Below are 12,011 nucleotides of genomic sequence, written 5' to 3'. Positions count from 1 at the left end.
GACAGCGGTAACCGTTATGTGTGGTAAGAGGTTCCAGCCTGAACCGGGTAGAGAATCATAGATGCTGTGCTTACCTCGCTCTTACCTTACGGAGTAAGCCTCCACGCCGGGTGCTAGTCCAGCAAACCGTGCTCACGAGCCATATCGGCAGTGAGCTCGTTCTTGGTTACCTCGGGGCGCTCCACAGAGTAGCGGTAACCCTGGTGAGCGCGAGCCTGGAAGCGAATCGCTGCCAGGTCGTTCTGCGCGGTCAAACGGCCAAGTTCGCCGTCGTTGTTGACGTCGGTTTGTACAGCGCCGTTGTCAATCGTTCCGTTGTCATTGAAGTCGATGGGCGCATCGGCAACCGCACGAGAATCATAGTCGTAGAGGAAGCCGTGGCTGTTTGAGCCCAAGCCGTTCTCCTCATGAATCGCATGCTCATTGAGAGTGTCGTACTGCTGGGTGGAGTAACCGAAGTACTTAGAACCATCGGTGCGGGGAACGCCCTGAATCTGATAGCGGTAGTTCATGATGCTGAAGTAGTTGGGCTTGAAGTTCACGTCGTCATCGCCACCGTGGTACAAGCCCAGGTTGTGACCCAGCTCGTGGATGAAGGTACCCACGTAGGTATTGCTGGAAACGTTATTACCCCAGTACTGAGGACCCAAGGTAACTGCGAAGTTGAGGCCATCAATCTGAGCGATGCCCGATGAGCCAGGAGCATCGGTGTAGTAGTCACCAAACACCATGTAGTGGAAAATACCGTTACGAGCCGGATCGGAATTCTCCTGGCGTAGCTGGCCGACGGTCTGCTCATTGCGGAGAGCCTGATAATCAATCTCGTTGCCGCCGCCGAGGTCGTACTTGGCGTAAGCGTCACCGGCGTCGAGGTGAAGGTTAATGCCGCGGCTACCATCAGGGCTATTCACAGGGTAGTTGGCAAAAGTGCGCACAATGGTATCTAGTTCCGACTGAGAAGCGAGCAGGTCGGGCATGTAATCCATCTCAACAAAGAGGTCTTTTTTATTGGGATTCGCGCCCCATGCGGGGAAATCCAAATCTACCTGGCCGTCGCCGTCGTAATCGTAGCCGTTAGTCTCCCAACTGTTGGGAATGCCGTCGCCATCAGAATCAGCAGTGGAAGAAGACGGATCTGCTGCACGGGAATTTGAAGCAGCAGGCGTGAAGCTAGAAGCTGCAGGCTGGTAGGACGACGAGCTCGACGACGGGCTGTACGACCACCAGTTGGCGGGGTACGCCTGGGCAGGAGTGAAACCTGCAATGGTTGCTAAGGAGAGAGCGCTGAGGGTGGCTACTTTCTGACCAAACGAAAACTTTTGCATGAGTAATCTTTCTTTAGAAGGGAAACCTCTAAGGAAAAGTGCGTGTGACTCATTGAGAGTAGTCCACTAGAGGCTCAGAAAAATCATTCTTTTGTTGCAAAAACGCCCCTCTGATATGGGGATATTGCCCAACGGGAATGGGGGCAAGAGTTTCCTCCTGCCCCCATCTAACTCACTTAGTTATTGAGTGTTACAGCCAGATTTTTACCCGTTCTTCCGGGGAAAGATAGAGCTGATTGTCTTCAGTGACCCCAAATGCATCGTAGAACTCATCAATGTTGCGTACTACCCCATTGACACGGAATTCATCGGGGGAGTGCGGATCCACCGAGAGCATCATCTGGGCATTCTGCGGGCGGGACTTGGTGCGCCACCCCTGGGCCCAGGCAATGAATAGACGCTGGATGCCGGTGAAACCGTCCACGATCGGGGCATCTGCCAGTGAGTCAATCCCCTGCTGTGACAGAGCAATCTCATACGCACGCAAGGCAATCGAAAGACCACCCAAATCGCCAATATTCTCACCCAGGGTGAGCTCACCGTTCACCTTGAAATTCTCAGGGTCAAGACCGGTAGGGGTGTACTGGTTGTACTGATCCACTAGCGCAGAAGTTCGCTTGGAAAATTCCTCGCGGTCCTTATCAGTCCACCAGTTGTTGAGCGCGCCTGTGCCGTCATATTTCGAACCCTGGTCATCAAAACCGTGACCAATTTCGTGACCAATGACCGCGCCAATACCGCCGTAATTTGTCGCGTCGTCGGCGTCGGGATCAAAGTACGGAGGCTGCAAAATCGCTGCAGGGAACACAATCTCATTCGCCGGCGGCATGTAGTAAGCATTGACGGTCTGCGGACTCATCAGCCACTCGTGCTTATCTACCGGCTGACCAATACGGTCAAGCTGGAAGTTGTGCTCAAAGAGGGAGGAGCGGCGCAGGTTCTCCAGCAAGTCCCCCTCCACTAGCTCCAGAGCCGAGTAGTCGCGCCACTCATCGGGGTAACCAATCTTGGTCACGAACTTCTCTAATTTCTCTAGAGCGCGCTCGCGGGTTTCATCGGTCATCCAGTCGAGAGTGGAAATCGACTGACGGTATGCTTCAAGCAGATTGTCTACTAGCTTCAGCATTTTCGCTTTGTGCTCGGGCGGGAAATGAACTGCTACGTATTCCTTGCCGAGTTCTTCGCCCAAGTTACCTTCGATGACGCCGACTCCGCGCTTCCAGCGATCCCGCAACTCTTCGGTGCCGGAGAGGGTTTTGCCGTAGAAATCGAAGTTAGCGTTCACGATTTCGTCGTTGAGGTAAGCTGCGCGCGCACTGATGTTTTTCCAGACCAGGTAGAGCTTCCACGCCTCGATAGGCTCGGTCTCCCAAATCTTAGAAACAGCTTCAAAGTAGGAAGGCTGACCGACGATGACGGTGCCAAATTTCTGCACCGACGAACCCAGACTTTCAATCCAGCGAGTGTAGTCAAAGCCGGGGAACTCGGTATTAAGATCAGCGGCGGCAACGGGATTGTAGCGCTTGTTGGCATCGCGCAAAGTGACCTTATCCCAGTGATGCTGTGCTAAATCGGTCTCAAACTTCATGATGGTGTGAGCGGCGGTTTCAGCGGTCATTCCGAAGGGCTCAGCCAGTCCGGTCAGCTCAAACATGCGCTGAATGAAATCAACGTAGGCGCTTCGAATTTCGGCGTACTTTTCTTCGCGATAGTAGCTTTCATCGGGCAGTCCCAGTCCAGCTTGCGCCAGATACACCACGTACTTTTCGGGATTCTTGGCATCAATGCTGGTGTACCAACCGAAGGGGGAACCGATGCCCGCACGGTCAGCTTCAGCTATGACGTCGAGCAGCTCAGTCTTGCCGGTTGCCTCTATGATGGGGCGAACCTCAGCAAGGAGGGGCTCTACGCCGTCCTTATTAATCTTTTCGGTATCCATGAAGGAGTTGAAAAGCGCGCCGATGCGACTACCGGGCTTATCAGTGGCAATCTTTTCGATGATCTCACGGACGTTCTTCTCTGCCTCGTCCCGCAACGTATACATGCCGCCGTCTTTAGGGCGATCGGCAGGAATCTCATGGGTATCGAGCCAGATGCCGTTGTTGTATCGGAAGAAGTCGTCGCCAGGAGCAACGGACGTATCCATAAATTCAGTGTTAATTCCAGAAGGCTTGTTACTCATGACACCCAGTTTAGGTGGAGTGCTTCTGTAGGGCTATTAAAATGCCAGATTTCGCTCTGCGCGGTGCAACCCGGGTTCTGGTGGAACCCGACAGCGGCAAGGTACTCGTTTGAAGGAGTAGCTCGTATGAGATACCAGATGGGTGGACGAAGTACCGCGTCAAACGAGTACTCGGTGTATATAACTGGTACTTCGGGGCAGAACTCTAGGGGTGGACACGCTAAAGTGGTGGTGTACGGCACAGCAATTTTTCCTTCTATTCAAGGAGCTGAACTTATGGCTAAGACCAAAAAATCAGGCGAAGCAAAACAGTCTGAACTTCCCAAGACCCTCAAGCGTTCTAGCGCTAAAGCGCAACGCACTTTTACCAAGACCTACGACGCCGCTATCAAGGAATACAACGGCGACGAAGAGCGTGCCTACCGCACCGCTTACGCTTCACTAGAGAAGAAGTATGAAAAGGCGGACGGCAAGTGGAAGCGTAAGAAGGACGACGACGCCCCTTCCACGAAAGAAAGCAAGAAGTCAGATTCGAAGAAATCTGATAAAAAGGCCGATAAGAAGTCAGACTCTAAAAAGTCGGATAAGAAAGCTGACAAGAAATCCGATAAGAAATCAGATTCCAAAAAATCCGACAAGAAAAAAGATAAGAAGTCAGATTCTAAGAAGTCTGACAAGAAGTCTGAGAAGAAAGCAGACTCAAAGAAGAAGAAGTCTAAGGAATCCTCTAAGGCTCCTAAAAAGGGCAAGAACGAAAAATCTCAGACAGTGAAGGACGAGGATTCTTCGATGCCCGTTGAGGATTACCTCTTGGGTGATCCTGAGCTTAACGGTGGTTCCAGCAAGAAGTCTGAAATCGATGATTTTATCGAAGAGGACCTTCCCGATGAAAACCTCTATGCGTCGGCAGATGCCGATACTGAACCTGAACCTGCGATAGACACGTTGCGTGAGGTGGAGGATCTGCAGGATTCTGCGTATTCAGAGGAAGAACTCAGTGAAGAAGCGGAGCAACTTATCGAGGAGCTTTCTGAGCAAGAAGAACATCAGAACCTTGAAGAGGCCCAGACTCAAGCGTTTGAAGTTCCCGGTTCTACGGCGTCGTTCACGCTAGAGAGCACCACTAAGCGTGAGCTGTACGCTGAGGCAGTCGAGCGTGGAATCGCTGGCCGATCTACCATGAATAAAGAGGAACTCTTTTTCGCGGTGAAGGCGGCTCGCGCCTAGAATTCAGCTAATGCTGGCTGAGGCCGAAAAATTAGACGCCGAAAAATTACTTTGAGGGCCGCTGGAACTCGCATGACGCAGGGAGAACCTGCTCTGTGAGCCAGCGGCTCTCTGTATCTCATCAACACCCTTCTGCGCATGTGAGCATTCCCTAGCCAAAGAACTCTAGCCCCGCGGGGTCGTGCGCCGGTAGGGTTTTGGGGTGCACGAAACTCATTCAGCTTCTTCAAGTAATCTTCCCGAGGTTGAGCATCCGCTCCCCGCAGTCACAGCCCCGGTTCCTATCGTGAGTCCGGTGGAAAATAATCTTAAAAACTCTGTATCTGCCCCCCGCGCAGATAAGTTAGAGCGAGCAGATTTTCTGCTTCTCATGGTGATGGTCATTGCTGCCTTCATTCTCATTCTGAACGAGACCTTGCTGGGTGTGGCTCTGCCGGTGCTCATGGAAGATTTGCATGTGGCGGCGTCAACCACCCAGTGGTCCTCCACCGGCTTTATGCTGACGATGGCCGTGGTCACTCCGGCATCGGGTTTTATCATCTCCCGTTTTAGCATCCGCAACGTCTTCGTGGGCGCGATGGCTGTATTCTCCATTGGCTCGCTCGCGGCGGGGCTTGCACCCACTTTCGGTTTCCTGTTGCTGGGTCGTATTTTGCAGGCGATGGGCACCGGCATCATCATGCCTTTGCTGATGACTACCATGATGCGCTTAGTTCCGCCGTCTCGAATTGGACGCGCGATGGGTCTGATCGGCATGGTCATCTCGGCTGCTCCTGCGCTGGGGCCCACGGTGTCCGGTCTGATTCTGGGGATTGGAACCTGGCACTGGCTATTCTTGTCGGTGCTCCCTATCGGTTTGATTGCGCTCTTTGTGGGCTTGAAGCTAGCTCCCAACACTCTGCCTGAGGGCGGGGAAAACCAGCGCCTTGATGTTCTTTCGATGATTCTTTCTACGCTTGGTTTTGGCGGGTTGGTTCTGGGACTGAGCTCCTTGGGCGGTTCCTCTGCTCACGGCGGCGGTATCTCCTTGAACCCCTGGATTTTGATTGCTATTTCTGCGGCAATCCTGGTGGTCTTTGTGATGCGTCAGTTACAGCTTCAGAAGACCAGCAGTCCCTTTATGGATCTTCGCGTATTTAAGTCTTTTCCCTTCGTGCTGACCGTTCTGATGAGCTCGGTAGCCATGGGTGTTCTGCTGGGCAGCTCGGTTCTGCTGCCGATGTACACGGTGAACGTGCTCGGTCTTGACTCGCTGGCAACGGGTTTGATGCTTCTGCCCGGTGGTATTCTTTCGGCACTCATGAGCCCTATCGTGGGTAATCTTTCAGACAAGTTCTCACCCCGTGTGCTGGTGATTCCCGGCGCCACGCTCTTTGCCGGTTCAATTTGGCTGTTGACGCTCTTTGATGAGAACACTTCACCCCTGTTCGTGGTGCTGGTCTATCTGATTCTCAGCGCGGTTATCCCGTTCATGAATACGCCCATGATGGGGTTGGGTCTTGGCTCTTTACCTAAGCATTTGTACTCCTACGGCTCTTCAGCCATGACTACTGTTCAGCAGGTTTCTGCCGCTGCCGCTACGGCGATTTTCGTGGCTCTGATGGGTATCGGTATTGCCACGCACGGTGGTTCCGGCGTCGAGGCTCAGGCGGCTGGCGTACGTCTGGCGTTCACCGTGGCAGCGTGTATTGCTCTCAGCGCGATTGTGATTGCTGTACTGATTCCGCGACGAGCCACCGCCAAACATTAGTTTTGAAGGCACGTGGCGGGTACAGTCCGCGCTGTGCATCTAGCTTTCTCTTTAATATGACGACGCCGCCCCTCCATTCGGGAGGGGCGGCGTCGTTATAAGGGGCTCAAGAGGTTAGAACTTAGCGAGTCCAGTGGTAGTTAGATACCCAGTGAGTTCCACCGTCTGCAGTCTTAGTCGCAGAGATGTTCCAGCGAGCACCGGTGGTTGATGAGGTCGAGGTTGACCAAGAATCAGACCAGGAGTCGGACCATGACCAGGGGTCGTAGGAGTCAACGCCGGGGGTGTAATCGTCTGCGGGGATGTAATCATCACCGGGAACGTAATCATCGATAACCGGAGTTACAGGAGTGGTGGGTTCGGGAGTTGTAGGAGCCACAGGAGCTACAGGAGCCACGGGTTTTGCGGGATTGGCCGGGGTAGTGGGCTCAGGAGTAGCAGGAGTGGTGGGCTCAGGCTCTTCCGGAGTATCTACAACGGGAGCGGTAGGTGCTGAGGGACCGAAGTCGATGCCGGTGGTGGACTCAATCCAGCTTGCCGACTGGGAAAGCAACGCGTAGTTGGACTGGGCGTTGATATCTGCACCGGGGTTAGCTCGGTCACCAGTTGAGCAAACAGCTACAATCTTGCCGTTGCGGATGAAGGGTCCACCCGAGTCGCCGTGGTTGGATGCGCCGTTTACGCCGCGCAGGTGAACTGCCGCGCCGTTGTATGCGTCATAGGAATCACCGATAACCGAAACGCGTGCTGAGCGCAGAGTGTCAGTGTAAGAGCTGTTTGCACCCTGGCCGTAACCGTAGATATCACCCTGCTGGCCTACTGCGGGTTCGTAGTTGAAATCAATCTTGCCGTAGGAGGAAAGGGGTGCTTTTTCAGAGAGATGGACTAGCGCGATGTCCCCTTCAGGCGCGCTGTAAAGGCGGTCTGCTTCAATGGGCTCACCGGGGTTTACCTGGTCGTTGCTCTGGTATACGCGCATGTTGTAGGAACCGTCAACGCAGTGGCGGGCGGTTAGAATCCATTGATCGTTGAGCTGTTCGCCGGTGCAGCCGAAGGTACCTGGCTGATCGTAAGAATTGAAGGAGAGCTGAACAATCCAGGGGCTGGTTGCCTCGTTGCCGCCAATAATATAGGGGGAAGCCTCGGTCGCATTTGCGCCGCCCATACCTGCGCTCAATAGCGCTACAGCGGAAACCGTGCTTGCCAAACCTTTATTGATTTTCATGGTGTGAGTCCATTCTTGGGGTGTGAAATATGCATTGAGGAATAAAAATACATAAATCATCTCTGACGGTGATAGGTGTCGGTTACCTTTTACTTTTTCCAGCAGTCAGGACTCTGGGTAAAATTTCCATCTAGCTGGGCTATTTGAAAATACGCTTCATCGTTTGAGGGAGCCAGGATGCACTGCTGATTTTCTGCAACTCTCTTTAGCTAGGGTTCTAAAGAGAGAAGTATTTCAGCAGGCCAGATATGGAATATGGGAAATTGCTATAGGGAAACAATATTTCCCGCAGGGATTTGTTGTTATCTAGGGAATGCAATAGTGGTTCTCAAAAAACGATAAAGAGCAGTTACGGGTAACCGACTCCCCATAATTTACTCTCGCAATTGGGTGATTCTCAAAACTTTTTTGTAGGTACATGCGCTTACATAATTTTGCACATGTGATGTATTTTCGGCTGGTTGGGGGACGCCTGTAGATGCTTGAGTTTTATTCTGTGGGGAGGGGGACTGGGGGGACTGCCTCACTCACCACCTTTAAGCCCGCTCTCGCCTCAAGACTGAGTTCCCACTAGGCTGAAGATATGAGTGAATCAATGGAATATCGTCAAGTAGGTAATTCGGGATTGACCGTCTCCACGGTGGGACTGGGTTGCAACAACCTAGGGCGTGCGGGAACCATCACCGAAGAGCAACAGGGCACCGACGCCGTCGTCGCCGCTGCGGTTGACGCAGGAATTACGCTGTTCGACGTCGCCGATATCTACGGCAAAGAACCCGGCCTGTCTGAAGCCATGTTCGGCAAAGCGCTGAAGACCCTGGGCTCTTCTGCTCGCGACAACGTGGTGATTGTGTCTAAATTTGGCATGGACATGCACGGGGCCAACGGCGCGGATTACGGGGTGCGCGGATCCCGCCGCTACATTATGCGCGCGGTGGAAGCCTCACTGCGACGTCTAGGTACCGACCACATTGACCTGTACTTTTATCACACCCCAGACCACAAAACCCCTGTTGAAGAGACTCTCTCTGCGTTGAATACTCTGATAGAGCAGGGAAAAATTCGCTACATCGGTAACTCCAACCATGCCGGCTGGCAAATTGCCCAAGCAGAATACGTAGCTCGGGAACTGGGAACTCACCGTTTTATCGCGGCAGAAAACCATTACAATCTGCTGGATCGACGTGCGGAACTCGAAGTGATGCCTGCCGCCCGCCAATTTGGTCTCGGCGTCCTTCCCTATTTCCCACTGGCTAACGGACTACTTACCGGCAAGTACGCAGAGGGCAAAGCTCCCGCCGGCTCCCGCCTCTCCCATTCCAAACCGGGATTGCTCGAAAGCACCAATTGGACCCAGCTGAAAGAATTTTCAGACTTCTGTGCAGATCGCGGATTCACCGAAGTACAGGTTGCCTTTAGCTGGCTAGCGCAACAAAACCCCGTAGTTTCGGTCATTGCTGGGGCAACTACCATTGATCAGGTGCGCGCTAACGCCCAAGCGGCATCGTTGCAACTGAGTGAAGCTGATATGGCTCGGCTTGACGAAATCTTCCCCGCCCCCGAGAAGATCGCGCTGTTCTAAGAGGTTCAACTGAAGCTGTATAAGCAGGTGACCAGCGCAGCAGTAAGGTTAGTTCACCGTTGCTGCGCTGGTCATCTGCCTACAGGCCTTAGGCAAACCGCGCCGAGAAATGTGTGGTCTTCAGCGTCTTCTTTTTCATCTTCAGCCCCAGCTCCGCGTAAGAAAGCACGAACTCCTGGTAGGGCTTAGGAAAAGCCGAGTGATCAGTCGTGTGCTTCTTCAAATAAGGGGAGTAGCTACGGGATAGCACCCGCTGGCTCTGATTATCAAAGTGCATTAGACGCGTGAAGTCATACTGCGCCCGAGGAGTATCGGCAGGGTGCTCGGGGGTGAACGAGGACGTCTTCGAAGAAAGGTTACCGCCCGAGTAACCCACCGAATGCTGAACGAGTACCTTTACTTTTCCTTACTGCTTGACGGCGAGAAATAGAAGGTGAGATACGGGAAGTGAGCTCAGCGTGATTCATGGGGGTCCTTGTGCTGGTAAGAATGTTGTTCTTTAGTTGTAACTTCAATAAATGAATGAAGGACAAACCGGCGATAGACAATAGTTTGCCGCGAACCCACAAGGAATGTTGCAAGTCGAATCCCGAAAACCGGGGCTCATGCTAATGTGCAGTTAAGACTACTTAATTATTAAATCTTCACAATATATACGCCGACCTAGACCGCCCGCGGCGGTATAGGGTCGGTTTTTATTGTGGGTATGAAAGTGAGGGTGAAGTGACTACTTCGGCTTCGACTCCCAACGAGCATAAATTACCTGCGCTAACGGATGGTCCCCACCGCCGTCATCTAGGGTTTGTTGCCACGGTTGTAACTTTGGGCGGTTTGCTCTTTGGGTATGACACGGGCGTAATTAACGGCGCGCTTTCCCCCCTGAGTCAGGAACTTGGGTTGGATGCTCTGGGGGAGGGCATGGTTACTTCTTCTCTGCTAGTGGGCGCGGCAATTGGTGCGATTGTCATGGGAAAGGTATCTGACTCCGTCGGACGCCGTAAGGCAGTGTTTATTCTGTCTTTCCTCTTCATCCTGGGCGTAGCGTTATGCAGTTTTGCACCGGGTCTCGCCATCTTACTCATCGGCCGGTTTGTTCTGGGCTTCGCCGTGGGCGGTGCATCCACTGTGGTACCGGTTTACCTGGCGGAAATGTCACCTTTTGAAATCCGCGGTACATATTCTGGGCGCAACGAAGTAATGATTGTGGTCGGTCAGCTGGCGGCATTCATCGTGAACGCCATTATCGGTAACGTTTGGGGTCATGTTCCCGGCATCTGGCGGGTCATGCTGGGCGTGGCAGCGATTCCTGCGTTCTTCCTTCTTATTGGCATGTTGCGGGTTCCTGAATCCCCTCGCTGGCTAGCGTCCAAGGGGAAATACGAAAAAGCCCACGAGGTACTGCGTAGTATCCGTTCCAATGAGCGTGCGCAGGCAGAATTTGAGGATATCCAGATTAGCTTGGAGCAGCACTCCGAGCGAAGGCAAATGTCTGCTCGCGACATTTTTGCAAACCGCTGGCTCCTGCGCATCTTAATGGTGGGCGTGGGACTGGGCTTGTTCCAGCAGCTTACCGGTATCGATTCGGTGATGTATTACGGGCACAGCATCCTGACCGACGCCGGATTCGGTGAGCAGGCGGCGCTGATTGCGAATATCGCTCCCGGAGTTATCGGCGTCGTAGGGGCGTTAGTTGCATTGCGCTTTATGGAGCGTATTAATCGCCGCACCGTGGTAATTACCGGTTATTCGCTCACTATGCTGTTTCACTTGCTGATTTCTGGGGCGTCTGTGCTGTTTCCTGAGGGTAATGCCGCGCGTCCTTATGTTTTGCTCGTACTCATTGTTTTGCTGGTTGGTTCTATTCAGACTTTCTTGAATATTGCTACTTGGGTGCTGCTCTCGGAGATTTTCCCCGTGGGGATGCGTGCTTTCGGTATGGGCGCTTCGGTCTTTGTGAAATGGCTGTGTAACGCGGTATTGAGCTTGTTCTTCCCCTCGGTGATGGAAGTGTGGGGACTGAGCTTCACCTTCTTCGCGTTTGCCCTCGTGAATGCTGCTGCGGTGTTCTTTATGTGGAAAATGCTGCCGGAGACGCGCGGTAAGTCATTGGAACAGGTAGAGGATGGCGTGATGACGGGCGCAATTTTTAAGGTCGATAAGTAACGTGTTTTAGTTATTTCTTGTGCTGTAAGGGAGCTCCCGGGACGAAAATGATTCGTTCCGGGAGCTTTTTATTGCCTTAAAAGACTGTTTGAGGAGGTGTTCTGTGCGTTCTAAAAATGGGTTGACCTGGGGTATTGGTAGTAAATGAGGGCGCCGTTGGTTATACGACATGAAAAATATCCGGGGTGGGTGCTTCCGAACGAAAGAGATAAAAACTTGAAATATATCAAGTAGATAGGCAGTGATTATGTGGGAAAAGAGGGGTGGAAGGTGCGGATGGGAAGACGACAGTAGGTCGGAATTGCAGGCGTAAGAGGGTTTTGAGGCGTCCCATCACAGAAGGCTGAAAACGAGATTTGGAACACTTATTGAATGTAAGTATATACAACTTTTTACTTGCTTTTGAGTGAAAACCCCCGCGAAATCAAGGTATTGCAGGGTGGTTGTATAGGCAATTATTTTCATCGTTTTGCGTATTTTGTATTTCTAAGTCAACCGTTTCTTTCAAAATATGCATAAATAAGTGGAAATAATGCCTAATAAGCCACAAATGAAGG

8 protein-coding genes are annotated in these 12,011 nt (G+C 52.5%); 4 read left to right on the top strand and 4 right to left on the bottom strand.

The genetic code is table 11. From position 1 onward, the window contains the following. Positions 1-113: 113 nt before the first annotated feature. Positions 114-1,325, bottom strand: coding sequence for a zinc-dependent metalloprotease family protein (locus tag IDM48_RS10620; RefSeq protein ID WP_190617367.1), 1,212 nt, complete (start codon positions 1,323-1,325; stop codon positions 114-116). Between the two features lie 190 nt (positions 1,326-1,515). Continuing rightward, positions 1,516-3,507, bottom strand: a complete 1,992-nt coding sequence (locus IDM48_RS10615; protein WP_190617365.1) for a M13 family metallopeptidase — start codon at positions 3,505-3,507, stop codon at positions 1,516-1,518. 276 nt (positions 3,508-3,783) lie between these two features. Between IDM48_RS10615 and IDM48_RS10610 the strand changes: the two genes are divergently transcribed. Both IDM48_RS10610 and IDM48_RS10605 read left to right on the top strand, forming a co-directional pair. Further along, positions 3,784-4,734 (top strand): ChaB family protein, encoded by a 951-nt coding sequence (locus IDM48_RS10610; protein WP_190617364.1) that lies wholly within the window; start codon positions 3,784-3,786, stop codon positions 4,732-4,734. A 202-nt stretch (positions 4,735-4,936) separates the two neighbouring features. After that, a complete protein-coding gene (locus IDM48_RS10605) occupies positions 4,937-6,484 on the top strand; it encodes an MDR family MFS transporter (RefSeq protein ID WP_190617362.1) in 1,548 nt (515 codons plus the stop codon). Positions 6,485-6,605: 121 nt separating this feature from the next. Here IDM48_RS10605 and IDM48_RS11685 read toward each other — a convergent pair whose 3' ends face one another. After that, a complete protein-coding gene (locus IDM48_RS11685; protein WP_238397980.1) occupies positions 6,606-7,709 on the bottom strand; it encodes a S1 family peptidase in 1,104 nt (367 codons plus the stop codon). A 583-nt stretch (positions 7,710-8,292) separates the two neighbouring features. On the opposite strand from IDM48_RS11685, the gene IDM48_RS10595 reads away from it, so the two are divergent. Next, positions 8,293-9,291: an aldo/keto reductase gene (locus tag IDM48_RS10595; RefSeq protein WP_145177279.1), complete on the top strand. Its 999-nt coding sequence runs from the start codon at positions 8,293-8,295 to the stop codon at positions 9,289-9,291. 88 nt (positions 9,292-9,379) lie between these two features. Here IDM48_RS10595 and IDM48_RS10590 read toward each other — a convergent pair whose 3' ends face one another. Then, on the bottom strand, positions 9,380-9,667 hold the full coding sequence (locus tag IDM48_RS10590) for a hypothetical protein (RefSeq protein WP_190617361.1): 288 nt from the start codon (positions 9,665-9,667) through the stop codon (positions 9,380-9,382). 347 nt (positions 9,668-10,014) lie between these two features. On the opposite strand from IDM48_RS10590, the gene IDM48_RS10585 reads away from it, so the two are divergent. Further along, on the top strand, positions 10,015-11,454 hold the full coding sequence (locus IDM48_RS10585; protein ID WP_068171889.1) for a sugar porter family MFS transporter: 1,440 nt from the start codon (positions 10,015-10,017) through the stop codon (positions 11,452-11,454). Positions 11,455-12,011 lie beyond the last annotated feature (557 nt).

It is taken from the genome of Rothia amarae, assembly GCF_014705945.2.
GTDB lineage: Bacteria > Actinomycetota > Actinomycetes > Actinomycetales > Micrococcaceae > Rothia > Rothia amarae.
The sequence above is the reverse complement of the archived record's forward strand: the minus strand, read 5'-3'. Positions and strand labels throughout refer to the sequence as shown.

Excerpts from the sequence above, each read along its gene's own strand:
- IDM48_RS10620 (WP_190617367.1), bottom strand. The coding sequence starts at position 1,325 with ATGCAAAAGTTTTCGTTTGGTCAGAAAGTAGCCACCCTCAGCGCTCTC.
- IDM48_RS10615 (WP_190617365.1), bottom strand. The coding sequence starts at position 3,507 with ATGAGTAACAAGCCTTCTGGAATTAACACTGAATTTATGGATACGTCC.
- IDM48_RS10610 (WP_190617364.1), top strand. The coding sequence starts at position 3,784 with ATGGCTAAGACCAAAAAATCAGGCGAAGCAAAACAGTCTGAACTTCCC.
- IDM48_RS11685 (WP_238397980.1), bottom strand. The coding sequence starts at position 7,709 with ATGAAAATCAATAAAGGTTTGGCAAGCACGGTTTCCGCTGTAGCGCTA.
- IDM48_RS10595 (WP_145177279.1), top strand. The coding sequence starts at position 8,293 with ATGAGTGAATCAATGGAATATCGTCAAGTAGGTAATTCGGGATTGACC.